Annotated in this window: 20 protein-coding genes, 1 tRNA gene and 1 rRNA gene; 21 read left to right on the forward strand and 1 reads right to left on the reverse strand. The window is 60.4% G+C overall.

Annotation, left to right across the window (positions count from 1 at the left end; all coding sequences use genetic code 11):
* Positions 1 to 38: 38 nt before the first annotated feature.
* From rrf to HMPREF2682_RS00150, 21 genes are all read left to right on the forward strand, one after another.
* Positions 39 to 155 (forward strand): 5S ribosomal RNA (rrf, locus tag HMPREF2682_RS00050).
* 254 nt (positions 156 to 409) lie between these two features.
* Positions 410 to 1,546, forward strand: coding sequence for a tetratricopeptide repeat protein (locus HMPREF2682_RS00055; RefSeq protein ID WP_049354921.1), 1,137 nt, complete (start codon positions 410 to 412; stop codon positions 1,544 to 1,546).
* Positions 1,547 to 1,734: 188 nt separating this feature from the next.
* Positions 1,735 to 2,772 (forward strand): HAD-IIA family hydrolase, encoded by a 1,038-nt coding sequence (locus tag HMPREF2682_RS00060; protein WP_070634473.1) that lies wholly within the window; start codon positions 1,735 to 1,737, stop codon positions 2,770 to 2,772.
* Positions 2,765 to 2,932, forward strand: a complete 168-nt coding sequence (locus tag HMPREF2682_RS00065) for a hypothetical protein (RefSeq protein ID WP_049353034.1) — start codon at positions 2,765 to 2,767, stop codon at positions 2,930 to 2,932. Before HMPREF2682_RS00060 ends, HMPREF2682_RS00065 begins: the two co-directional genes overlap by 8 nt.
* Before the next feature lie 95 nt (positions 2,933 to 3,027).
* Positions 3,028 to 3,756 carry a TlyA family RNA methyltransferase gene (locus HMPREF2682_RS00070; RefSeq protein ID WP_070830386.1) on the forward strand — a complete coding sequence of 243 codons (729 nt, stop codon included), beginning with the start codon at positions 3,028 to 3,030 and terminating at the stop codon, positions 3,754 to 3,756.
* A 242-nt stretch (positions 3,757 to 3,998) separates the two neighbouring features.
* Entirely contained in the window at positions 3,999 to 5,009 is a 1,011-nt protein-coding gene (locus HMPREF2682_RS00075; RefSeq protein WP_083321731.1) for an NAD kinase, read from the forward strand.
* 19 nt (positions 5,010 to 5,028) lie between these two features.
* Positions 5,029 to 6,747 carry a DNA repair protein RecN gene (gene recN / locus HMPREF2682_RS00080; RefSeq protein WP_070830388.1) on the forward strand — a complete coding sequence of 573 codons (1,719 nt, stop codon included), beginning with the start codon at positions 5,029 to 5,031 and terminating at the stop codon, positions 6,745 to 6,747.
* A 351-nt stretch (positions 6,748 to 7,098) separates the two neighbouring features.
* Positions 7,099 to 8,793, forward strand: coding sequence for a CTP synthase (locus HMPREF2682_RS00085; RefSeq protein WP_005506644.1), 1,695 nt, complete (start codon positions 7,099 to 7,101; stop codon positions 8,791 to 8,793).
* A 145-nt stretch (positions 8,794 to 8,938) separates the two neighbouring features.
* Positions 8,939 to 9,613, forward strand: a complete 675-nt coding sequence (locus HMPREF2682_RS00090) for an NUDIX domain-containing protein (RefSeq protein WP_049337504.1) — start codon at positions 8,939 to 8,941, stop codon at positions 9,611 to 9,613.
* Between the two features lie 92 nt (positions 9,614 to 9,705).
* Positions 9,706 to 11,037 carry a tyrosine recombinase gene (locus HMPREF2682_RS00095; protein WP_070830390.1) on the forward strand — a complete coding sequence of 444 codons (1,332 nt, stop codon included), beginning with the start codon at positions 9,706 to 9,708 and terminating at the stop codon, positions 11,035 to 11,037.
* Between the two features lie 94 nt (positions 11,038 to 11,131).
* Positions 11,132 to 11,992 carry a ParA family protein gene (locus HMPREF2682_RS00100; RefSeq protein ID WP_005506637.1) on the forward strand — a complete coding sequence of 287 codons (861 nt, stop codon included), beginning with the start codon at positions 11,132 to 11,134 and terminating at the stop codon, positions 11,990 to 11,992.
* A 192-nt stretch (positions 11,993 to 12,184) separates the two neighbouring features.
* Positions 12,185 to 13,168, forward strand: coding sequence for a segregation and condensation protein A (locus tag HMPREF2682_RS00105; protein WP_070830392.1), 984 nt, complete (start codon positions 12,185 to 12,187; stop codon positions 13,166 to 13,168).
* Positions 13,161 to 14,177 (forward strand): SMC-Scp complex subunit ScpB, encoded by a 1,017-nt coding sequence (scpB, locus tag HMPREF2682_RS00110; protein WP_070830394.1) that lies wholly within the window; start codon positions 13,161 to 13,163, stop codon positions 14,175 to 14,177. Before HMPREF2682_RS00105 ends, scpB begins: the two co-directional genes overlap by 8 nt.
* Before the next feature lie 81 nt (positions 14,178 to 14,258).
* A complete protein-coding gene (locus tag HMPREF2682_RS00115; protein WP_070830401.1) occupies positions 14,259 to 15,419 on the forward strand; it encodes a pseudouridine synthase in 1,161 nt (386 codons plus the stop codon).
* A gap of 18 nt (positions 15,420 to 15,437) precedes the next feature.
* Positions 15,438 to 16,607, forward strand: coding sequence for a prephenate dehydrogenase (locus tag HMPREF2682_RS00120; RefSeq protein ID WP_070830403.1), 1,170 nt, complete (start codon positions 15,438 to 15,440; stop codon positions 16,605 to 16,607).
* Between the two features lie 54 nt (positions 16,608 to 16,661).
* Complete coding sequence (cmk, locus tag HMPREF2682_RS00125) at positions 16,662 to 17,354, forward strand: (d)CMP kinase (RefSeq protein WP_070830405.1); 693 nt, start codon at positions 16,662 to 16,664, stop codon at positions 17,352 to 17,354.
* Between the two features lie 111 nt (positions 17,355 to 17,465).
* A complete protein-coding gene (gene der / locus HMPREF2682_RS00130; RefSeq protein WP_049361980.1) occupies positions 17,466 to 19,046 on the forward strand; it encodes a ribosome biogenesis GTPase Der in 1,581 nt (526 codons plus the stop codon).
* Between the two features lie 210 nt (positions 19,047 to 19,256).
* Positions 19,257 to 19,330, forward strand: a tRNA-Pro gene (locus HMPREF2682_RS00135).
* A gap of 581 nt (positions 19,331 to 19,911) precedes the next feature.
* A complete protein-coding gene (locus HMPREF2682_RS00140; RefSeq protein ID WP_070830407.1) occupies positions 19,912 to 21,549 on the forward strand; it encodes an L-lactate permease in 1,638 nt (545 codons plus the stop codon).
* Positions 21,550 to 22,091: 542 nt separating this feature from the next.
* The gene (locus tag HMPREF2682_RS00145; RefSeq protein ID WP_070830409.1) at positions 22,092 to 23,714 is read left to right on the forward strand and encodes an L-lactate permease; all 1,623 of its coding nucleotides are present in this window, start codon (positions 22,092 to 22,094) and stop codon (positions 23,712 to 23,714) included.
* Between the two features lie 246 nt (positions 23,715 to 23,960).
* A complete protein-coding gene (locus tag HMPREF2682_RS00150; protein ID WP_070830411.1) occupies positions 23,961 to 24,350 on the forward strand; it encodes a DUF1304 domain-containing protein in 390 nt (129 codons plus the stop codon).
* 155 nt (positions 24,351 to 24,505) lie between these two features.
* Here HMPREF2682_RS00150 and HMPREF2682_RS00155 read toward each other — a convergent pair whose 3' ends face one another.
* Positions 24,506 to 25,294 carry a DNA-3-methyladenine glycosylase I gene (locus tag HMPREF2682_RS00155; RefSeq protein WP_070830413.1) on the reverse strand — a complete coding sequence of 263 codons (789 nt, stop codon included), beginning with the start codon at positions 25,292 to 25,294 and terminating at the stop codon, positions 24,506 to 24,508.
* Positions 25,295 to 25,366 lie beyond the last annotated feature (72 nt).

Genomic DNA, 25,366 nt, shown 5'->3' on the forward strand with positions numbered 1-25,366 from the left:
GTTCACTGTATGGTTTTTGGATAACAATCCCGTAGGTTTGCGGTGATTATAGCGAGAGGGAAACGCCTGGTTCCATTCCGAACCCAGAAGCTAAGACTCTTCGCGCCGATGGTACTGCACTTTTGTGGGTGTGGGAGAGTAGGTCATCGCCGCTTTATTATTCAATAGCCCCGGCTTCGCCGGGGCTATTTTTGTTTGGGGAGGCCTAACCGCCTCCCCATTTGTCTTTAACATCCCATCAGTACGGGTGCACGGAAGGTGTTCTCTATACTAGAATGGTATGGCTTATGTTTAGGCATTAGCGGGTGCATCTAAGCACCCCTCATAGAGTTGATGCCTCAGGCAGCGGTTCGCCCGAATCGACTGCATACCCTACCCGCCCAAGAGCGGATACCTCCCAAGGAGATTCATGTCTGAGACCCCCCGTCACGAGTCTAACGGCTCCGGCCCCCGCCAGCACCGCAAGAACAGCGGAGGAAAGGACTTCCGCTCCAAGAAGGGCGGCAAGAACTTTGGCGGCAAGGGCGGTTTCAAGCGTAACGACCGCGGAGGCAAGAAGTTCGACGGCCGTCGCTCCGACTCCCGTTCCAAGGCACCTCGCTCCAACGGTCCCGAAGCAGAAGCACCTCGCGAAGAAGTACGCAGCATCGGTGGCCGTGTAGGCTACCGCCCCGCAAAGCCCAAGGCACCGGAAATTGACGATGACATCACCGGTCGCGAGCTGGACGGTGCAACCTTCCGTCAGCTGCGTGCTCTGGAACCCCGCAACGCAGAAACCGTTGCAAAGCACCTCGCCATGGCCGGTCGCTACCTCGACATCGACCCCGAATTCGCGCTGGAACACGCCGTTGCAGCATCCCGCAGTGCAGGCCGTATTGCCGCAGTACGTGAAGCCGTTGGCGTCGCCGCATACGTTGCAGAAGACTTCGAACTGGCACTGCGCGAACTGCGCACCCACCGCCGTATTAGCGGCTCCGTAGATCACCTGGCACTGCTGGTGGACTGCGAACGTGCACTCGGCCGTCTGCCCAAGGCAATGGAAATGATTGCAGAATTCAAGAAGGAAGAACTGCCCGCCAACGTGCGCGTAGAGCTCGCCATCGTTGAATCCGGCATCCTCAGTGATCAGGGCAAGAAGTCTGAAGCTGTCGTAGCGCTGCAGATTCCTCAGCTGAACCCCAAGCGTGCCTTCGAGTACAGCCCCCGTCTGTTCAGCGCATACTCCGACGCGCTGGCTAACGCAGGCCGTAACCAGGAAGCAGAACGCTGGGCACGCCTCGCATTCATGGCAGAAGCAGCACTGGGCCAGGGCAACTTCGCAGAACCCGAAATCTTCGACATGTTCGGTGAAGCAGGCCTCTTCGAACAGGAAGAGAAGTCCGTAGAACTCACTGAAACCGCAGAAGACGCTGAAGGGACCGCGGATGCTTCCGCTGAAGAGGAAGCAAACGAAGCTCAGGAAGAAGTAGCTGAGGACGAGAAGACCGAAGCGCCTAAGTCTGATGCGCCTAAGTCTGAAGAAGCAGAAGAAACCTCCGCAGAATAAGACTGCAGAGAATCTAAGAATTCTAAATACGTGACCTAAGTGTCAGCGTGAAACCGCTGGACGCCACACCCAAGCAGGGGAGAGCGTCCAGCGGTTTCGCACATAATCACCGGAAGGCACCTACGTATGAGTGTCTAACAGGTACGATTAATAGCGACAACCGCCAGAGCCCCCGAGAGGAACACTCTATGACCACGAACGCACTCCTATCCCGCTACGATGCCCTCCTCTCCGATCTGGACGGCGTGGTCTACGCGGGTCCCTTCGCCATCGAAGGCGCACCCGAAGCGCTCAACCGTGCCGAAGAAGAACTCAATGTACCGGTCATCTTCGTCACCAACAACGCATCGCGCTCCGTAGAATCCGTAGCAGAGCACCTGCGCGAACTGGGCGTGCACACCCGAGCAGAACGAGTCGTCAGCTCCGCACAGGCAGGCGCCGCACTGCTCGCACAGCACGTACCCGCAGGCTCCAAAGTACTCATCACCGGCACCGAAGCACTCGCCGACTGCGTTCGTGCGGTAGGCCTCGAAACCGTACGCAAGGAAGAAGAAGGCCCCGTAGCCCTCATCCAGGGCTTCAACCCGAAGATGGGTTGGGAAGACCTCGCAGAAGCCGCCTACACCCTCGCAAACCCCGATGTGCTGTGGATCGCAACCAACACCGACCAAACCATCCCCAAGGAGCGCGGTCAGGCGCCCGGCAACGGAACTCTCGTTGCTGCCGTAGCAACCGCCTCACGCCGTACCCCGCTCGTTGCGGGCAAGCCCGAAGCGCCCATCTTCCACACTGCAGCAAAGGCCGTGAACTCCAGCCGCCCCGTCATTGTGGGCGACCGCCTGGACACCGACATTCTCGGTGCCAACAACGCAAAGATGGACGGTGCCCTCGTCCTCACCGGCGTACAGACCTACCAGGACGTCATCGAGGCAGTACCGAATCAGCGTCCGACCTATATTCTGCGCACCCTCGAGGACTTCTTCGCACCCTACCCCGAAATTGAGGTGCTCTACGAAGGCTACGAAGTCACCGCAACCGGCCCCACCTGGCAGGCACGAGTCCGCGGTGAAAACCTGAGCCTGACCGGCCCCGAGGTTGAAGACGCCGAAGCATTCGCAGGCAGCGAGAGTGAAGCCGAAGCATGGCGCGTAGCCTGCGCAGCATGGTGGGCAGCAAACCCCGAGCAGGCAGCACGCCCCAACATTCAGGGGATTCCCGGTGCCTAAGGACCAGGACACTAACAACAAAGCGGAGGAAACCGCTGAGCTTGACGCAGAATTCGAGCGCCAACTCGCGGTGACCCTCGCCATGGACCCTGTAGAGCGCGTCAAGCGCCTCGAAACGATGAGCGAGCAACTGGAAAAGGACCTCGAAAACCTCTCCTAGCTCGCGGCGGTGAACCCTCAGACAGCAAAGCTCTGAGGGTTCACCTGCACTAGATAACCCGTCGCCAGACAACGACAGAAAGAAGATAAGGACACGTGCGCCTCGATAAATACCTGGTCGAAGCCGGATTCGTGAGCTCCCGAACCCTCGCCGCAAAGCTTATTGCCGCCGGGGACGTGCAGGTCAACGGCAAGGCCGCGCGCAAGGCATCTATGATCGTGGGCCCGGAGGACACCCTCTACGTGCGCCAGAGCGAGCTGACTGAATACGTCAGCCGCGCAGGTCACAAGCTCGCCGGTGCCCTCGATGCATTCCCCGATATCGAGGTGGAAGGCAAACGTTGCCTGGACGCGGGAGCATCCACCGGAGGCTTTACCGACGTACTGCTTCGCCGAGGCGCCGCCCATGTGGCTGCCGTGGACGTGGGACACGGACAGCTTGTAGACGCGCTACGTGAAGAACCGCGAGTTGGCGTGTACGAAGGACTCAACGTCCGCTACATGAAGCCCGAAGATATTGGCGGGCAGGTCGAACTGACGGTTTCTGACCTCTCGTTCATCTCGCTGACCCTGGTTATGGAGGCGCTAGCGAACGCCACCGAAACCGGCGGCGACCTGGTGCTCATGGTCAAGCCGCAGTTCGAGGTCGGCAAGCACCGCATCGGACGTGGGGGAGTGGTGCACGAAGAATCCGCCCGCCGTGAAGCAGTAGAAAAAGTTCAGGCATCTGCGGTCAGCCACGGATTGCGTGTGATGGGTATGGAACCCAGCCCGCTCCCCGGACAGGACGGCAACGTAGAGTACTTCCTATGGTGCCGAAAATAAATATAGTGCCAAAAATAATAGTGCTAAGGCAGTCTGAGAAAAACCGCTCGGTAACGCAGGACGCGTTGAGGGCGGGGCTTTCTCAGGCTGCCGCGCTATTCGCAGGTATTTTAGGGATACTCCAGCTGTACGCTATTCGAAATAATTTTCTAAAAATATAGCTATTTAGAAAATCTTCGAGAACATATTCGGTATGATAGGTGTAGATACACCATCTCAACACCCGATGGGAGAGAGTCGTTATGGCAAAACAGGAAAGTCGTGTAACGCGAGATTTTGACCTCTCGCAGTTGCCCACAATCAGCGCGCGCCATGATTCCGAAGACTCGGTAGGGCAGAGTCACCGTAAGATTCTCGTCTTCGCCCACGTGGGGCGCAAAGAAGCACGAGATGCCGCCCGACAGGCATGCACCCAGCTCTACGAAGCGGGACTCGCACCCGTCATGACTCGCTCCGATCTGGAGACCCTGAGCGAAAACTGGGACGAGCCCGTCCCCGTGCAGGTCGTCCACGAATCCGTGGCGCTCATCGATATTGAACTCGGCGTGGTGCTCGGCGGTGACGGTTCGATTCTTCGCGCCGCAGAAATGGTACGCCGAACCAGCGTTCCGCTCATTGGCGTGAACCTGGGACACGTCGGATTCCTCGCCGAATCTGAAGAGAGCGACCTGACCGAAACCGTTCGCTGCATCGTCAACAACGAATACACCGTTGAAGAACGCATGGCAATCGATGTGGAAGTCTGGAACGACGGCAAGCGCGTGCACAGCGACTGGGCGCTGAACGAAGCCAGTGTCGAAAAGGGCAACCGCGAAAAAATGATTGAAGTCATTATCGAGGTGGACTGCCGCCCGCTCAGCAGCTTCGGATGCGACGGCGTGGTCATGGGAACCCCCACCGGCTCGACCGCCTACGCTTTCTCCGGCGGCGGCCCGGTCGTCTGGCCCGAAGTTGAAGCAATTCTCATGGTGCCCCTCTCGGCTCACGCGCTCTTCGCACGCCCGCTGGTAGCAGCGCCGACCTCCACTCTGGCGGTAGAAATGATGCCCGGAAACGGCGCCTCCGGTGTGCTTTGGTGCGATGGCCGCCGAACCGTGGAGTTGGACCCCGGCTCCCGTATTGAGGTGCGACGCTCCGAAAAGTCGGTGCTACTCGCCCGTATCCACCCGGCTCCCTTCTCTGAGCGACTGGTGCGTAAATTTGAGCTTCCGATCCGTGGCTGGCGCGGCCCGCAGGATACCGAGAAGCACTAAAGAAAAGGAATGAACGTTCGTGATTGAGGAAATCCATATTCGAGACCTCGGCATCATCACCGATGCGAGGCTCCCCCTCGAACCCGGATTCTCCGTGCTGACCGGCGAAACCGGCGCAGGTAAAACCATGGTCGTCACCGCCCTCGGCATGCTCCTGGGCGCCCGATCCGACGCATCCAGCGTGCGCAATGGCGCCAAGAGCGCCCTTGCCGAAGCCGTGATTCGCCTGCCCCACGGGCACCGAGCCCTCGAGCTTGCCGAAGAAGCCGGCGGCACCGCCGAAGACATCGACGAACAGACCTCCGAGCTGCTTCTGGCACGCACCGTCAACGCCTCGGGACGCTCCCGCGCCCACGTCGGCGGTTGCTCCGCGCCCATCGGAACCCTGTCTCAGATTGGTCAGACTCTTGTTGCAGTCCACGGCCAGTCCGATCAGCTGCGCCTCAAATCAGCGGCAGAGCAGCGCCAGTCCCTCGACCTGTACGCCGGTGCAGAGCTTGCCAACCTGCTGGAGAAGTACCGCGAAAACTACGAGCGATACCGCGCCGCCGCCGCAGAGCTGAAGGAAGTACGCGAAAACTCGCGCGCACGAGCCCTCGAAGCGCAGACCCTGCAGGGCGCCCTCGAAGAAATCAGCGCCGTCAACCCGCAGGCGGGTGAAGAAGAAGAGCTCAAAGCCGAAATGGTGAAGCTCATGAACGTTGAAGCGCTACGCATTGCGTCGGCAACCGCCTCCGCGGCGCTCAGCGGTAGCGAATACTCCACCGGTGACGAGCAGAGCGTCATGAGCCTGCTCGATGCAAGCCGCTCCGCTCTACAGGCGCAGGCAGACGCTGACGAAGAGCTTGCCTCCCTCGCCGCGCGCGTCAATGAACTGTTGATTCTTGCCACCGATATCTCCTCGGATCTGTCCTCCTACATGGCCTCCCTGGATGTTGAGGGCCCCGAACGTCTGGCGCAGGTGCAGACTCGCCGCGCCCAGCTGGCGACCCTCACTCGCAAGTACGGTGCCGATATTGCTGAGGTCCTCGAATGGGCCGAAGAATCCCGTGCACGCCTCGAGACCCTGGTGGATGACCCGCAGCGACAGGAAACCCTGGAAACCGAGCTGGTACAGCTACGCAAGGTGCTTGGTGCCCAAGCAGAAGAGCTGACCGCCCTGCGCCGTGCCGCCGCGCAGAAACTGGCGGACGCCGTCAGCGAAGAGCTCACTGCTCTTGCCATGCCGAACGCCTCCCTGGTCGTGGAAGTTGCCGAAGCCGAAAAGTTCTCGGTACACGGTCGAGACACCGTGACCTTCATGCTGGCGCCCCATCGAACCGCCGTGCCGCGCCCGCTCGGTAAGGGCGCCTCCGGCGGTGAGCTCTCCCGCGTGATGCTCGCCCTGGAGGTAGTGCTTGCCGAAGTGGACCCCGTACCCACCTTCATCTTCGACGAGGTGGACTCCGGTGTGGGCGGTAAGGCAGCTATTGAAATTGGTCGCCGTCTCGCCATGCTCGCCCGACACGTGCAGGTTCTGGTGGTCACCCACCTGCCGCAGGTCGCAGCCTTCGCGGACCAGCACATCCTCGTGCTGAAAAACGATGACGCGTCCCTCTCAAAGGTCAAGGTACTTTCCGAAGAAGAACGCGTGGTGGAACTGGCGCGAATGCTCTCCGGGCACGATCAATCAGAATCGGCGCGAGAGCACGCCCGAGAGCTGCTGGCCGCCGGTCGAGAAGTGCCCCAGGGACGCTGAAGCTGACGGCAAACCGGCGGCAAACCGGCAGGGAAAAGCATGAGGAAAGTGCTGGCAAAAGCGCCGAAAGGTGGCATCTTTCGCACTAAAGACCATCAAAGGGGGTGAAGCGCGCGAGCGTGCCTCGGAAAGTTGCCAGTACAGCCCGTGCCGGTGACCAATAGCGGCGCATGGAGCCCAGAGGATGTGAGATACTCTGTGAATGCTCCTACACCGGCTTCTACACGGCGCGGCGGGAATAATAAATCCCCGGCTCCGTTTACAGTGGTGATAAGGACAAATAGGGGAGGGAAAGCCGCCTGAGAGAATCCTCTCGCGGCAAAACCCTCTGCTTGGATAGCAGACAAGAAAATGGTAGGCTTAAATTCCGTGGTGAATGAAAAAAATAACGCTCTGAACGCGTCCTCTAACGACAAGGTAACCCGCCAGATTTTCGTGACCGGCGGCGTTGCATCTTCTCTCGGTAAGGGCCTGTCGGCCTCTTCCCTCGGTCAGCTTCTTCGCGCACGTGGCCTCTCTGTGACCATGCAGAAGTTCGACCCCTACCTGAACGTCGACCCCGGTACGATGAACCCCTTCCAGCACGGTGAAGTCTTTGTCACCGACGACGGTGCTGAAACCGACCTCGACATCGGACACTACGAGCGCTTCCTGGACGAAAACCTCGACCAGTCCGCTAACGTGACCACCGGCCAGGTCTACTCCTCCGTCATCGCAAAGGAACGCCGCGGCGAATACCTCGGCGACACCGTCCAGGTCATCCCTCACATTACCGACGAAATCAAGGCCCGCATGCGTCACGCAGCGGAAATTGACAACGCACCCGACATCATCATCACCGAAATCGGTGGTACCGTCGGCGATATCGAGTCCCTGCCCTTCATGGAGGCAGCACGCCAGGTACGCCGCGATGTTGGCCGCAAGAACGTCTTCTTCCTGCACGTCTCCCTGGTGCCCTTCATCGGCCCCTCCGGCGAGCTCAAGACCAAGCCGACCCAGCACTCCGTCGCAGCACTGCGCGGCCTGGGCATCCAGCCTGACGGTCTGATCCTGCGCTGTGAGCGTGAGGTCCCCGTCTCGCACCGTACCAAGATCGGTAACGCATGCGACGTGGACAGCGACGCAGTCATCTCCTGCGCCGACGCACCCAGCATCTACGACATCCCCAAGACCCTGCACAGCCAGAAGCTCGACGACTACATCCTCGACTACTTCGGCATTGAGGCTCCCGCACCGGACTTCACCCAGTGGGACCGCCTGCTCGACGCAGTGCACCGCCCCGCAGCAGAGGTCAACGTTGGTCTGGTCGGTAAGTACATCGACCTGCCCGACGCATACCTGTCTGTCTCCGAGGCTCTGCGTGCCGGCGGCTTCGCAAACAACGTGAAGGTCAACATCAAGTGGGTTGCAGCCGACCTGTGCGCAACCGACGAAGATGCAGACCACCAGCTGCGCAACATGGACGCAATCCTCGTGCCCGGCGGCTTCGGCATCCGCGGCCTGGACGGCAAGATCGGCGCCCTCAAGTACGCACGCGAGCACAAGATCCCGACCCTGGGTATCTGCCTCGGCCTGCAGTCTATGGTCATCGAGTACGCACGCAACGTACTGGGTCTGACCGAAGCATCCTCCACCGAGTTCGATCCGGAAACCTCCGTACCGGTCATCGCAACCATCGAAGAGCAGAAGCAGTTCGTCGAAGGTGCAGGCGACCTGGGCGGCACCATGCGCCTGGGCCTGTACAAGGCAAACCTGGTTCCCGGCTCTCAGGTTGCTAAGGCGTACGGTGCAACCGAGGTTGCAGAGCGTCACCGCCACCGCTACGAGGTGAACAACGAGTACCGCGAGCAGCTTGAAGAAGCAGGCCTGCGCATCTCCGGTACCTCCCCGGACTCCTCGCTGGTCGAGTACGTGGAACTGCCCGCAGAGGCACACCCCTACTACGTGGCAACTCAGGCACACCCCGAGTACCGCTCGCGTCCGACCCGCCCGCACCCGCTCTTCTCCGGCCTGATTAAGGCTGCTCTGGAGCGCCGCGGCGCCTAACATCTAGGCACAAACGTTCAGCATCCCGCTCACCCCGCGCAGGGGAGGGCGGGATGCTTTCGTTTAAACCTGAACGTGTCTTATTCCGTGCCCGTACCTGACGCGCCAAACGTAGCGGGGCTAAGAAGCCGCCTACAATGAAAGAATGAGCAACAACCAGCAGATTATTGATGCACCCTCCGAACGCACCATCCGCACCCGCACCGTGAAGTACAGCGGCTACGTGATTGAAACGACCGTTGAAGAGTACGAACTCAACGAAAACACCGTGCTGACCCGCGACGTCGTGGAAATGCCCGGCGCCGTCGCCGTGGCGGTCCTCAACGACAACAACGAACTGCTGATGCTTAACCAGTACCGCCACCCGGTGCGCATGAACCTCTGGGAAGTACCCGCCGGACTGCTCGACATCGACGGTGAAGACCCCCTGGTCGCCGCGCAGCGCGAACTTGCCGAAGAAGCCGACCTGCAGGCAGACACCTGGAACGCACTGACCGACTACTTCAGCAGCCCCGGCGCAACCAGCGAAGCAGGCCGCGTCTACCTGGCGCGTAACCTCTCGGAACTGCCCGCCGAAGAACGTAGCGAACGCACCGACGAAGAAGCAGAAATGACCTACCGCTGGGTGCCCCTCGCCGAGGCAGTACAGCTGGTGCTGGGCGGAAAGGTTCACAACGCGCTCGCTATCCAGGCGGTACTCGCCACCTACGCGGCGGCGCAGAACAACTTTGAAGGCCTGCGCCCCGCCGAGGGCGGCTGGGAGTTCCACCCCTACATGGGGCAGCGCCGCGAAAAGCCGGAGAACTTCCGCAACCACTAAGAACGGAACGTAGAGCGGGGGAGTAGCCCCGCCTACGGCAAACCCAAATATCAAGAGGCCCAAACGTCAACAGAACCGGCAGAGGAGATAGCGTGAAGCAGGCAAAAAGCACGGTGAGCAAGGCGCCCCGCGGCGCGGGTCTGCTCGGCGTGACCTCTTCTGCCGGTTCCTCCGTGCTGGGTTCTTCTGCCCTTGGTTCTACTCCGGGGTCTTCCCACCAGGAGGCGCAGACCCCGCTCCAGAAAGCCATTGACCAGTACCTCATCCACCTGCGCGTGGAACGAGGAAGCAGCGAGCACACCATCGCCTCCTACGCGCGCGATTTGCGACGATACAGCGCCTACATGGCGGCCCTCGGCGTCATCGACCCCGAACGCATCACCACCGCGCAGGTGCGTTCCTTCATGCGGGAACTCGCCGCCCCCACCGTGCCCCTTGCAGGATTCGAAGCGGGGGAGAAACACAACCAGAACGCGCAGGAATCTCGGGAAGCGCAGGAAGAAGCCGCAGAATCGCTGGCGCTGATGATTGCCTCCGAATCGGGGCGAGGGACAGGAAACGGGCGTGCTGGGAAAGGACGTGCTGGAAACGGGCGCGCCGGGCAGCCGGAGAAAGCCGGGGCGCCAGAAAAAGAAGCGCCAACCGCTGAAGGGGCGCCGAGCCTTCCCCTGCCCTTGGGCCCGAACTCCATCGCCCGCACCATGGCGGCAGTCCGCGGAGCACACGCCTTCTGGGTCTCCGCGCTCATCGTGCCCACCGACCCGGCGGCACCGGTCACCCCGCCCAAGAACGTTAAACGCCTACCCAAAGCAGACAGAGTAGAAGACATCCAACGGCTACTCGCCGTACCCGACCGCGAAACCGCCACCGGGCTACGCAACCGAGCCATGCTCGAATTCCTTTACGCCACCGGTGCGCGCGTGAGCGAAATGCTCAACGCCGATATCGATGACGTTCACTTCGAAGGGACTCTCACCGATGAAGACGGCAACCAGATCACTCTGCCCGGCTACGTTCGACTCTTCGGCAAAGGAAATAAAGAGCGACTCGTACCCATTGGTAGCTACGCCCAAAAAGCAATCCAAGACTACCTGGTGCGCGGCCGGCCCTCCCTCGTAGCGCACGGTAAAGGCACCGCCGCGCTCTTCGTCAACGGACGAGGCGGCAGGCTCGGACGCCAAGGCGCGTGGCTCATCCTCAAAGAAGCCGCCGAAGCCGCCGGGCTCAGCTCTGACTTCTCTCCGCACTCCATGCGGCATAGCTTCGCAACGCACCTGCTACAGGGCGGCGCCGATATTCGCGTGGTGCAGGAACTGCTCGGGCATGCCTCCATCGCCACCACTCAGGTGTATACCAAGGTCACGCCCGAGGGGCTCATGGAGGTGTACCGCATGGCGCATCCGCGTGCTCACGAGCGGGGATAAAACCCCGCCAATCCGCGGAACAGCCGCTCTTGAGGTAACCTTATAGACAACGCTTAAACTTTAAAACTTCGAATTCATTGATGAAGGTGAACCATTGACTGAAGCTCAGGCTCAAGAACTCGGCCCCACCGGTCGACCCCTGCGCGTATACCCCGACCCGGCTCCGCTGAGCAGCCACGGTCCCGCCCGCATTATCTCTATGGTGAATCAGAAGGGCGGCGTGGGTAAGACCACCTCCACCATTAACCTGGGCGCGGCACTGGCAGAATGCGGCCGTAAGGTGCTGCTGGTCGACTTCGACCCGCAGGGTGCTCTCTCCGCCGGTTTCGGTGCGAACCCGCACGAACTGGACCTGACCGTCTACAACGTCATGATGGACCGCAAGGTCGACATTAAGGATGTCATCCTGCCCACCGGCGTGGAGAACATCGACCTGCTGCCCGCCAACATTGACCTTTCCGCAGCTGAAGTTCAGCTGGTCAACGAGGTTGCTCGCGAGCAGGTTCTCGCCTCGGCGCTGCGCAAGGTCCGCGACGAATACGACGTCATTCTCATCGACTGCCAGCCCTCCCTGGGCCTGCTGACCGTCAACGCGCTGACCGCCTCCGAAGGCGTCATCATTCCGCTGATTTGTGAGTTCTTCGCACTGCGCGCCGTCGCACTGCTGGTCGACTCCATCGAGAAGGTTCAGGACCGTCTGAACCCCGACCTCGAAATCTCCGGCGTGCTCGCTACCATGTTCGATGCGCGCACCATCCATTCCAAGGAAGTTCTGGCACGCATCGTTGACGCATTCGGCGACAAGGTCTTCGACACCGTCATCAAGCGCACCGTGAAGTTCCCGGACGCATCGGTGTCCGCTGAGCCGATTCTCAGCTACGCCTCCAGCCACCCCGGTGCGGAAGCATACCGCCAGGTGGCACGCGAACTGATTTACAAGGGCGGCGCACGCTAAAGCCCCCTGCACCTATACGCCCTCTGCTGAGGTGACTCTCACCCTTGAGTCGCACCGGTAGAGGGCGTATAATTGTGTGGATTCTAAAGACCCCCGCGCACTACTTGCCCCGAAAATAGGCGAAGTAGAAGCCGCATCTGAGACGGCACCAACAAAGCCGGGGAGAATAAACCTAAGGAGAATAGGTCGTTTATGACCACGAACGTCGCTGCCGTGAGGGTACCGACACCGAACGCAGACACCGCCGCGAACGCCCGGACTGAGGGCCGCGGCCTGCAGAACCCGGAACGCGGTTTCACCCTCACCCTCAGTAATTTTGAGGGTCCCTTTGATCTTCTACTGACCCTGATTTCGCGCCGCAAACTCGACATTACCGAGGTGGCGCTCGCAGAGGTCACCGACGAGTTCCTCGCATACCTGCACGCCCTCTACGCTGAAGGCACCGAACGCGCACTCGACGAAGCCAGCGAATTTCTGGTCACCGCCGCAACCCTGCTGGAACTCAAAACCGCACGCCTGCTCCCGCAGCATCGTGAACCCCTCGAAGAGGACGTTGCACTGCTGGAGGCACGCGACCTGCTTTTCGCCCGTCTGCTGCAATACCGCGCCTACCGCGAAGTCGCCGATATTTTTGCTGAACGCTGGGCGCAAGAAGCACAGCGTTTTCCCCGCGCGGTAGCCCTCGAAGAACGATTCGCCCAGGCGCTTCCCGAGCTGGTCTTTACCGGAGGCGCCGAAGAGTTCGCCCGCATCGCCGCAACAGCGCTGAGCCGAACCCCCAAAGAGCCTGAACCGGAACCCGAAGAAATCGTTGAAGAACTCAACGAGCACCTGCACGTTCCGCTAACCACCATCGCGGCTGAAGAACACTACATTCTGCACAGCCTGCTCGATACGGCGGCGCGGGAACTGAGCTTCGCCGAACTGGTTCAAGGATCCGGCGAACTAGAAATCGCGGTGGTTCGTTTTCTCGCCCTGCTCGAGCTCTACAAAGAAGGTGCCCTGCACGTGGAACAGGACGCACCGCTCGGAGTCATTCGGGTACTTGCGAGCGCGGCACAGTTCGTGATCCGTGAAGAAACAGACACCCAGCACGAAACCAGTGAAGCGTCTAAATCACCCGAAGCGAACGAATCTGAAGCTAACACGGGACCGGTAGAGGAGGATTATGAGTAATCACGGCTCACGCTTTGACCGTGAATTCACCCCTGACGACCTTGCCATCGTGAACATGGGCTACTGGGATCCGAACGCAGATGAGGATTCGGAACAGGCTGACTCGGTGCCGGTAGAAGCGGTAGAGGCTGAGTCTTCAAAGCCTGCTGAGGCGGAAGCTGAGCCGGCTGAGCACGAGGTAGCGGCAGCTCCTCTGGATGAGGTGACCGAAGAAGCTGAGGAGGCTGAAGCCGCTGAAACGGTAGAGGACTCCGATGGTTCCGACATTTCCGGCAGCTCCGAGGAATCGCAGGAAACTGCATCCCGCGAGTCGAAGGAACCGGCAACGAAACCGGTAAAGATTCCTGCGGGAGGCCCCGCCACCGCACCCAGCGTGGCGGTCGATGCCGAAGCCGAATTCTCCAAGGTCGAGGCAATCCCCGGCGGCGTCAAAAGCGCCATCGAAGCAATCCTCGCCGTTGCCGAAGCACCCGTGAGCGTGTGTGAACTCTCCGCCGCGCTCATCGTCAGCGAACGAGCTGTTGAGCACGCGCTCGACCAGCTGTACCGCGAGTACAACGGCGAAGAAAGCGGCTACGGAGAAGACGAAAACCGGGTGGTGCCCGAACCTCGCGGATTCCAGCTGCGGAACATTGCAGGAGGCTGGAAGCTCTACGCCCGTGACGACTTCGCCCCCTGGGTGGCACGCTTCGTGACCCGTTCCAAGAGCGCGACCCTCAGCAAGCCCGCCTACGAGACGCTCGCCGTGATTGCCTACCAGCAGCCGGTGACCAGGGCGAGGGTAGCCTCCATCCGAGGCGTAAACGCGGACGCGGCAATCCGCCAGCTGCTACAACGGCAGCTGATTCGTGAAGCAGGGCGAGAAGCCGGAAGCGGCGCGACCCTCTACGAAACCACGGAGCTGCTGCTGGCGAAGCTCGGGTTGAACTCCCTGGAGGAGCTGCCGGCGCTCGCGCCCTTCCTGCCCGATGATACGGAAGCCGCAGTGCTTGCCGAGGGCAACGACTAAGACAACGAATCAATAAGACGAAGGAACGTTCGGGAAAAGCCTGAAACGTTTGCACTATACGACAGAAAAGAGAAGAACACCATGGCATATGGAAACTCCTCCCGCGGCGGCCGCTCTGCATCCGGTCGCCCCCAGAACTCCCGCGGTGGCCGTCCCGGCGCTACTCGTCCCGGTCAGGGCGGTAAGCCCGGCGCTAAGGGTGCATCCGCACGCGGCGGTCGTCCCGGCGCACCGAAGAGTGGCGCAGGCAAGGGCGGCGCAAAGGGCTTCGGCGAGAAGAAGTTCGGTGACAAGAAGTTTGGCGAGAAGAAGTTCGGCGCAGGCCGCGCAGGTTCCGGCCGAGGCCGCGGCACCGAACTGCCCAAGCGCGAACGCCGCGCACCGGGCCGCCCCTACCGCTCCGGTGAAGCCTTCGCAAACGAGCGCGGCGAATACCGCGTCAGCAACTACGCTGGCCCGCACCGCCCCCGCCGCCCCCGCAACGCCCCGGTAGACCACTATGAGTTCTATGACCACGACGGCGTGCGCCTGCAGAAGCTGCTGGCTCAGGCCGGTGTAGCATCCCGCCGTGTCTGCGAAGAAATGATTACCGAAGGCCGCGTCACCGTCAACGGTGAAGTCGTGACCGAGCTGGGCGTGCGCGTGGACCCCTCCAAGGTGACCGTGCAGGTGGACGGCATGACCGTTCAGACCAACGACAAGCTCGTCTACATGGCATTCAACAAGCCCGCCGGCGTGGTCTCCACCATGGAAGATCCCGAAGGTCGCCCCTGCATCTCTGACTTCCTGCGTTCCTCCATGAGCGAGCGCGTGTTCCACGTGGGCCGCCTGGACGTCGAAACTGAGGGTCTGCTGCTGCTGACCAACGACGGTGAACTGGCGAACCGCCTCACCCACCCCTCCTACGAGGTGCCCAAGACCTACCTGGTGCAGGTTCCCGGCCCGATGGAGCCCGGCGTCGGCGCAGCCATGAAGAAGGGCATTCGCCTGGAAGACGGCGTGACCCGCGTTGACGAGTTCAAGCTGGTGGACTCCACCCCCGGCCACGTGCTCGTTGAGGTGACCATCCACTCCGGTAAGAACCGCATCGTGCGCCGCCTCTTCGACGCCGTCGGCTACCCGGTTGAGCGCCTGGTCCGCGTTGAAATGGGCCCGATCCGTATTGGTTCGCAGAAGCAGGGTACCGTCCGTAACCTCTCCAAGGTCGAGATCGGTCACCTGCTCGCTTCGGTGGACATGTAATAACGCTAAGGAGTTGTCATGAGCTCGCCCGCTGAGCTTTCTGCATCTGAGCTGCCCATCGACTCAACGCTGACCGGTCCGGTACTCATTATCGGTTCGGGTCTGCTGGGTGCCTCGATTGGTTTGGGGTTGCGTGCGGCAGGATGCGAGGACGTGTACGTCCAAGATATTTCTCCCACCGCCGAGGCTGTGGCGCAGGATATCGGTGCCGGTACAAGCTTCTCCACCCTGTCGGAGGAGGAACGCGCCGCCCTCGCCCCGCAGCTGGTGGTAGTGGCTGCGCCTCCGGATAGTGCCGGTGCCGTGTGCGCTCGCGCGTTGAACACCTACGCGCCTCGACCGGAGGCGGGCTACCCCGGTGCCGTGGTGACGGATGTTGCCTCGGTGAAGGTGCAGCCGCTGGCTGATGTGCTTGCCTCGGGTGCGGATGCGTCCCGTTACGTGGGTTCGCATCCGATGGCTGGGCGTGAGAAGTCGGGCCCGGTGGCTGCTCGCGGTGAGCTGTTCCAGGCGCGTCCGTGGATTATCTGCGAGCACGATTCGGTTCGCCCCGAGTGTGTGCGTCTGGTGCGTTCTGTGGCGGTTGAGCTGGGTGCGATTGTGACGTCTCTGAGCGTTGAGGAGCACGATCAGACGGTTGCTCTGATTTCGCATGTGCCGCAGGCGATGAGCTCGCTGTTGGCTTCGCGCCTGCAGGACACTCCGCTGTACGCGCTGTCCCTGGCGGGTCAGGGCCTGCGCGATACGGTGCGTATCGCGGCGTCGGACCCGACGCTGTGGGTGCAGATTTTCGCGGCGAACGCCGACCCGATCGTGAAGACCCTCTACGGGGTGCGCGACGACCTGAACCGCCTCATCGCGACGCTGGAGAACCCCACGGCATCCGGCGCTCGCCTGGATTTGGCGCAGCTGATGAGCGAAGGCAACGCGGGTGTGAGCCGTATTCCGGGTAAGCACGGTACGGCGCCCGCCGCGTTCGCGAAGATGACGGTGCTGGTGGACGACACCCCCGGCACGCTGGCTCGTTTGCTTGCCGAGATTGGTGAGCTGGGCGCGAACCTTGAGGATTTGCGGCTGGAGCACTCAACGGGTGCCCCGGTGGGTATGGCTGAAATCTCGGTCAATCCGTCTATTCATGAGGCGCTGGTCCGCGATTTGTCGGCTCGCGGTTGGCGTGTTGTGAAGTAGAGTTAAAGCTGTATTTTCCGGCATAAAGTTTGAGACGAATTTGAAGGAGTGCTGATGCACGAGAACCCTAAACTGACGATTGCTATTGACGGTCCCTCCGGTTCCGGTAAGTCGTCTGTGTCTAAGGAAGTTGCGCGCCACTTTGGTCTGGCGTACCTGGACACCGGTGCAATGTACCGTGCCGCAACCTACCGTGTGCTGGAACTTGGCGTTGACCTGAACGACGCTGAGGCGATTGCGAAGGCTGTCGAGGAGATGCCCCTGGTGTTCGGTACGAACATTAAGGAAGAAGAGATTCTGATGGGCTCGGCCGATATCCGTGAGGAGATTCGTAGCGAGCGCATTTCTTCGGCTGTGTCTGCTGTGGCTTCGGTTCCGGCGGTTCGTGAGCACCTGATTGGCCTGCAGCGTTGGATGATTGACCACGCTATTAACGGCATGGTCGCTGAGGGCCGCGACATCACCACCGTGGTCGCCCCCGATGCTGACGCGCGCATCCTGCTGACTGCTTCTGAAGAGGTGCGCATGGCGCGCCGCGGCCTGGAGAACTCCGAGAAGTCGGGCGCTTCGGGTGATTTGAGCAAGCAGATCGCTGAGCGTGATGCAAAGGACTCGAAGGTCAATAACTTTATGGAAGCTGCCGAGGGCGTGACCCTGGTGGACAGCTCGGATCTTGATTTTAATGCGACGGTCTCTGCAGTGATTAACGCTGTGAATGACCAGTTGAAGGCGAAGCGCGCGGGCTAGGCCCCGCCGAACGCTGGGGGAGTGGTGCGTCCGCTCCCGATAAGACGTTGAGCCGCGCTCGCGTGCTGACCATAGGGTTGGGCGCGGGGGCGGGTAGAGAAAGGAATGCGCATGGCTGAGGACGCTATCCGCGACGATTACGAAGAGAAGTACCTGGGCGGTGGCGAGGACGACGTTACCGAGCGCCTCGCTGAGATTGATGATGAGACCGCTGACCAGCGTGCTCAGGCTCTGCTTGAGGGCCTTGAGGACTACGACCTGGATGAAGAGGACCGCGCCCTGCTGGGTGCTTGGGGCTTCGACATTGAGGAAGAGGAAGAGCAGCTCGCTGATCCGGTAGTGGCGATTGTTGGTCGCCCGAACGTGGGTAAGTCCACCATCATTAACCGTATTCTGGGCCGTCGCGAGGCTGTGGTTGAGGATAAGCCGGGTGTGACCCGTGACCGCGTGTCCTACAAGGCTGAGTGGCTGGGTAAGAGCTTCACCCTGGTTGATACCGGTGGTTGGGAGTCTGACGCCCGCGGTATTGACGCTCAGGTTGCTGAGCAGGCTGAGATCGCTGTGGAGCAGGCCGATGTGGTGGTCCTGGTGGTTGATGCCCGCGTGGGTGTGACCGCTTCGGATGAGCAGATTGTGCGTATGCTGCGCCGCGTGAAGAAGCCGATCATTCTGATTGCTAACAAGATTGATGACGCTCACCTGGAGCCGGAGATTTATAACCTCTGGTCGCTGGGTATGGGTCAGCCGTTCCCGGTGTCGGGTCTGCACGGCCGTGGCCTGGCGGACGCCCTGGATGAGATTCTTGAGGTCATGCCGGAGCACTCGCAGTTCGCTCAGCCGGAGGCGCTGGGCGGCCCGCGTCGTGTGGCTCTGGTGGGTCGCCCGAACGTGGGTAAGTCTTCGCTGCTGAACAAGCTGGCTGGTTCTGAGCGTGCCGTGGTGAACGACCTGGCTGGTACGACTCGTGACCCGATTGACGAGATTATTGAGCTGGGCGGCTACCCCTGGCGTTTCGTGGATACCGCGGGCATTCGCCGCCGCCAGCACATGGCTAAGGGCGCGGAGTTCTACTCTTCGCTGCGTACCCAGACTGCCCTGGAGCGTTCTGAGGTTGCCGTGGTGCTGCTGGATGTTTCCGAGCCGATCTCTGAGCAGGATGTGCGCATCGTGCAGACTGTGATTGATTCGGGTCGCGCGATGGTTCTGGCATTCAACAAGTGGGATACCCTCGATGAGGATCGCCGTTACATGCTGGAGCGCGAGATTGAGCGCGACCTGGCACACGTGCAGTGGGCGCCTCGCGTGAACATTTCGGCGAAGACCGGCTGGCACAAGGACAAGCTGGTGCCCGCCCTGGAGCACTCGCTGGAGTCGTGGGATTCGCGTATTCCGACCGGCCGCCTGAACGCGTTCCTCGGTGAGATTGTGGCTGCGCATCCGCACCCGCTGCGTGGCGGTAAGCAGCCGCGTATTCTCTTCGGTACTCAGGTGTCGTCGCGCCCGCCGAAGTTCGTGCTGTTTACCACCGGCTTCCTGGATCCGGGTTACCGCCGCTTCATTATGCGTCGTCTGCGTGAGACCTTCGACTTCACGGGTACCCCGATTGAGATTTCGATGCGTGTGCGTGAGCGCCGTTCCCTGGGCGAGCGTCAGAGCGCGAAGGCTAAGAAGGGTAAGGGCGGCCGCCGCTAATAGCGGGGTGCCTGCTCGATGCCTTGATGCTGGGGTTGACCCCCGCGTGCTGGATTCTGTGCGGAAAATCTGTACGGAAAATCTGCGAGGAAAAGATTTTTAAGATTTTTTCTAAAAATGGTGAATCTGGCTTGCGCGGGGGTCAAAACCCCGGTATAGTTATTCGAGTGTTCGGGGGAAACCTCGAAAATAATATCGTGAATAACGAATCGGGTTGTGGCGCAGCTTGGTAGCGCACTTGACTGGGGGTCAAGGGGTCGCAGGTTCAAATCCTGTCAACCCGACAGATAAAGCTCCGGAAGGATTTTCCTTCCGGAGCTTTTTTGCATGCCGTTCAGGGGTTTTATGGTTTGCCCTCTCGATCGAGGAAATGCGGGAGTCAGCGCCAAAGACACAGCTGGAAGCACCGGAGTGCACTCTCTTCCTTGAGATACCGGGGGAGTGACTTAGACCAGCCCTCAAACCGGGGTGGGCTTTAGGTTAGTGTGCAATTATGAGCTTCAATCTAAATGTTGGAATATGCCCGATTTTGTGGGTGACGGGTGGTACATTGGTAATCAAGGAACCGCGTTTTAGGAACCAGAAACTTCAACTTCGGTACTGATTTTTCCTTGACAAATCAAGGATTAATTAGGTTTCTGTGACTAGAACACGGCTTCATTCACACTAAATTTCATAGTCGTAAAACCAACACGAACCCAAGCAAAGGCAAATATCCCCGTGGGGTAGCCTCCCCACCGCACAAAGCAACGGGAAAACACGCCTGATGCATACGGCACACACACCGCCACGCGCACCATTGGGATGGCTTTACGACACAACTCGATCCCGTTCTATATGGACGCGGAAAGGAACACAGTACATCATGTGGCAGCAAGTCTACGACCCGCTGAACTCGAGCGCACTCTCCGCACTCGTGGCAGCAGTCCCGATTATTTTCTTCCTTCTGGGCCTCACCGTCCTGAAGCTCAGCGGTATTAAATCTGCCGTCATCTCCCTGGCGCTCGCACTCGTCATCGGTTGCGCTATCTTCGGCATGCCCGTCACCGCAGGTGCAGGCTCCATCCTCTACGGTTTCCTCTCGGGCATGTGGCCCATCGGCTGGATCGTCCTCATGGCAGTGTGGCTCTACCGCATTTCCGTGCGTTCCGGCGGCTTCGAGATCGTTCGCTCTTCCATCTCCTCCATCTCTACCGACCAGCGCGTCCAGATGCTGCTGATTGCATTCTGCTTCGGCGGCTTCCTTGAAGGTGCTGCAGGCTTCGGTATCCCGATCGCTATCTGTGCTGCACTGCTCGTGTCCCTGGGCTTCAACCCGCTCAAGGCCGCAATGTTCGCACTGATTGCTAACGTGAGCTCCGGTGCGTACGGCGCTATCGGTATCCCCGTGACCACCGCAGCAACCCGCGGTGGCGTGGACCTGCACGCACTGTCCATCGAAATGGTCCTGGTTCTCCAGATTATGGCAGGTCTCATCCCCGTACTGCTCGTCGCTATTCAGGACGGTCTGCGCGGTATCCGCGAAGTCGGTCTGGTGGCACTGATCGTTGGTCTGATCTACTCCGGCGGCCAGTCCGTCCTGCTCGCAGGCCTCGGCAACCCCGAGCTCGTCGACATCATCCCGCCGCTGCTCTCCCTGGTTGCCCTGGCGCTCATCATGCAGAAGTGGCAGCCCAAGCACATCTTCCGCGAGCCCACCGCTCCCTCCCTGGAAGAGGTTGAGGCTCAGCAGAGCGTCAAGCACTCCGGTGGCGAGGTCCTCAAGGCATGGAGCCCCTTCGTCTACCTGTCCGTCGTGATTCTGCTCTGGTCCACCGCGATGAAGCCGCTCTTTGCTAAGGGTGGTCTGCTGGCCTTCAGCAACATCACCTTCAACATCCCGGGTCTGCACCAGAGCATCCAGCAGGCGGCACCGATCGTTGCAACCCCCAAGCCTATCGACGTGGCCTTCACCTGGAACATCCTTGGTGCTTCCGGTACCGCAATTCTGGTGGCTGCAATCATCACCATCCTGACCTCCTCCATCAGCTGGGGCGAGGCTATCGAGGAACTCGGCGCAACCTGGAAGCAGCTGCAGACCCCGATCATCATGATCTGCCTGGTCATGTCCGTTGCTAACGTCATGAACTACGCGGGTATGATTACCTCCATCGCACTGGCTGTTGCCGCCGTGGGCGCAATCTTCCCGCTGCTGTCCCCGATCATCGGTTGGATCGGCGTGTTCGTGACCGGTTCCGTGGTGAACAACAACATCCTCTTCGCAGGCCTGCAGGCTACCACCGCACAGCAGATTGGCGTCAGCCAGACCCTGCTGGTTGCATCTAACACCGCCGGTGGTGTGATGGCGAAGATTGTTTCCCCGCAGTCCATCGCGATTGCGGCGGCGGCTGTGAACAGCTCCGGTGAGGAATCGAAGATTACCTCCATGGCGATCAAGTACAGTGCAGCCCTGCTGGTTGTCACCTGTGTTTGGGTTTACGTGCTGTCTCTGGTCGTTGCCTAAACAGCGTGAAACCCCGATGCGTGTAACTCACTTTCTGTGAGAGTTAGGTACCCGCAACACGGTTTAGCGAAAGCCCCCTTCTACGTGAAGTAGGAGGGGGCTTTCGCGTATCTAGGATTGGGTGCTGGGGGAGGGACGGGGGCGGAGGGGTGGGGAGAGCGGCGCCGGGGAGAGCGGCGCCGGGTGCAAATATGCATATAAGTTTCATTTGTGCACACTTAAGGTCACCCTATCCTGAAGTCTAGGGAGAGACCTGTTAGCTTAGACAGATAAAGTCAAGAGCACCTAGTGAACGGGAAAGATCCCGCTCACCGCCGCCGCGCTACGGTATATCGCCACGGTACATTGCCTCGGTACATCGCCACGGCAAATCACCAAACGCCCGGCAGCTCAAGACCATCACGCTTCACCGATGGACCCGTCCATGAGACACAGGACGGGCCCATCGGTTTTTATGCGGCCCGAACGCTTCCATACAGCGCAGACGCCGTACCGGAAGAAGCGACCGCCTAAAGCACAGACCGAAAGGAACACCCCGCCCCATGTGGCAGCAAACCTACGACCCGCTGAACGCACCGGTGCTCTCCGCACTGGTCGCAGCAGTACCCATCGTCCTCTTCCTGCTGGGCCTGACCGTCCTGAAACTCAGCGGCCTCAAATCAGCACTGCTGACCCTCGGTACCACCCTCATCATCGGTTGCGCCGTCTTCGGGCTGCCCATCACCGCAGGCGCCGGTTCTATCCTCTCCGGTTTCCTCTCCGGTGCATGGCCCATCGGCTGGATCGTGCTCATGGCGGTGTGGCTCTACCGCATTGCCGTACGCGCCGGTAACTTCGACATCGTGCGCTCCTCCGTCTCCTCGATTTCTAATGACCAGCGCATCCAGGTGCTGCTGATCGCCTTCTGCTTCGGCGGCTTCATCGAAGGCGCGGCAGGCTTCGGTATCCCGATTGCTATCTCCGCGGCACTGCTGGTATCCCTGGGCTTCAACCCCCTCAAGGCATCCATGCTCGCGCTGGTAGCCAACGCCGCCTCCGGCGCCTACGGCGCTATCGGTATTCCCGTGACCACCGCAGCTAAGGTTGGTGGCCTGGACACCGCACACCTGTCCGCAGGCATGGTTCCGGTACTGCAGATTTTCGTGGCAATCGTGCCGCTGCTGATGGTTGCAATCCAGGACGGTATGCGCGGCATCCGCGAAGTCGGTCTCGTAGCGCTCATGACCGGCGTCATCTTCTCCGGCGGTCAGGTGGCTATCCTGATGCTGCTCGGCTCGCCCGAACTGGTCGATATCATCCCGCCGCTGCTCTCCCTGGTAGCCCTGGCGCTCGTGATGCAGAAGTGGCAGCCCAAGCACATCTACCGCGAACCCACCGCACCCAGCCTCGAAGAAGCCCAGGCACAGCAGAACGTCAAGCACACCGGCGCTGAGATCGTTAAGGCGTGGAGCCCCTTCATCTTCCTCTCCGCAACCATCCTGCTCTGGTCCACCGCACTGAAGCCGCTCTTCGCAACCAACGGCCTGCTCGGTGCCGCAACCCTGGCGTTCCCCATCCCCGGCATTCACGAAGCCATCACCACCGGTGCTGGCAAGACCGTGACCGCGATGTTCTCCTGGAACACCCTGGGCGCATCCGGCACCGCAATTCTGGTGGCTGCAATCATTACCGTCCTGACCTCGAACATCAGCTGGGGCGAAGCCTTCGAAGAACTCGGCGGCACCTGGAACCAACTGAAGATGCCGATCCTCATGATCTGCCTGGTCATGTCCGTCGCAAACGTGATGAACTACGCCGGTATGACCACCTCCATTGCGCTCGCGCTCGCGGCAGCAGGCCCGGTCTTCCCGCTGCTGTCCCCGATCATCGGTTGGATTGGCGTGTTCGTGACCGGCTCGGTGACCAACGCTAACGTGCTCTTCGCGGGCCTGCAGTCCACCACCGCAGCCCAGATTGCTGTTGATCCGACCCTGCTCGTTGCCGCAAACACCGCCGGTGGCGTGATGGGTAAGATTGTTTCCCCGCAGTCCATCGCGATTGCGGCGGCGGCTGTGAACAGCGCCGGCGAAGAATCGAAGATCACCTCCATGTCCATCAAGTACAGCGCTATTCTGCTGGGCCTGGTCTGCGTCTGGTCCTTTGCTCTCTCACTCATGATGGGCTAAAGACCGATACCGGATTCAGCGTAACCCCGCGTAAGAAACCCCTCGATGAGAACCCTGCAAATTTCTCTGCAGACGACGAATCGAGGGGTTTCACGCATATTCAGGGAAATTCCGATAAACCGGGAAGAAGCGTAGAATTACTTCTTGTGCTTGCTCCTGCATGATTCTGAACATCACCACAGGTTGTGCTCCAGAATAAAGAACGGGCAGGTGCCTAATAGAACACCTACTGCTTAAGGAGAAACAATGCAGGCACTCGCAACGGTCACCACCGTTTTTGCCTTCGTCGCAATCGCTATTCACGTGTACATCTGGATCATCGAGTCCTTCCTCTGGGCTAAGCCCAAGGGCCGCGAAACCTTCGGCATGACCGAAGAATTCGCCGAGTCCACCAAGGAGATGGCAGCAAACCAAGGCCTGTACAACCTGATGCTCGCCTGGATCGCCGCAACCGGCCTGCTTGCCTTCTGGTTCGGCTCCCCGCAGGTCGGCGTGGCGCTCATGTTCGCAGGCCTGGGTTCCATGGCGATTGCAGGTATCTACCTGTTCCTCACCTCCCCGGCAAAGCGCAAGCCCGCGCTAATCCAGCTGACCCCGCCGCTGCTGTCTCTGATTTTCCTCTTTGTGACGATCTAATAGAGCCAGCAACCTAGCTATGCGGAGAGGAACCTCCGAGTTTTTGGGGCCGCGTGCTGCTTCTCAGGAAGTAGCACGCGGCTTTTCTATGCCCCGGGTTTCTATGCACGGGTTTCTACGCCCGGGAGCGGCCTTCGCACCAGAGACTCAAAAGCTTAGTCGAAGAGACTCGAACAGCCGCGCCGATGCGAACCCACCAGGTGAGCGTCCACCATGCCGACCGCACACATGAGTGCGTAGGCGGTCACCGGTCCCAGAAACACCCCTCCTAGAGCTTTAAAAGACTTTGCAAGAAGCGCGGACTCAGCGGTATCGGTGGGAATATCCTCCAAAGTATGCGGAGTGATAGTCTCGCTCGGTGCGAAGGACCACAGCCACGCGGCCAGTCCGCTCGGCACCCGTGTGCCGTCAGATAGGGTACGCTCGCGCATCCGGTCCAAGTCTTCGTGGCTTAGCGTACGAACTCGGCCGCGGCGAGTGGCTACCGCTTCGGTATTGTCTGCATTAGCTGAGGTAGACACTGGAGTAATGAGGGGAAGAACAACCTCATCAGCTGAAGCGTCGTGTGGTGTCGTCGCAAGCTCACGCATCCGAAGGGTCAGCCGTGCATTGGAGATGACCGCGCGAATCTTCCTCTCGTTACGGATAATCTCTTCATCCTGAAGGAGGCGCGCAACATCCTGGTCGGTGAACGCAGCCACGCGTTCGGGATCGAAACCTTCGAAAGCGCGACGGAAAGCCTCGCGGCGGGCAAGAATCGTGCGCCAGGAGAGCCCCACCTGAAAAGCTTCAAGGCTCAGGGCTTCGAAGAGTCCACGCTCGTCGGTGACGGGCATGCCCCATTCGGTGTCATAGTAGTCGCGCAGAAGCTCATCGGTCACCCACGTGGGGTAGCTCGGGGCGTTTTCGAGGGGGTCGGCGGGAATAGTAGGTTGCGAGGTCATGGTTTCTCCTCTCTGAGATTACTGGGCTTATCCGAGTATTTCGGAATCATGTTCTACTTAAACACTAACCCC

The organism is Rothia sp. HMSC061D12 (genome assembly GCF_001836735.1).
In the GTDB taxonomy this organism is placed as follows: Bacteria; Actinomycetota; Actinomycetes; order Actinomycetales; family Micrococcaceae; genus Rothia.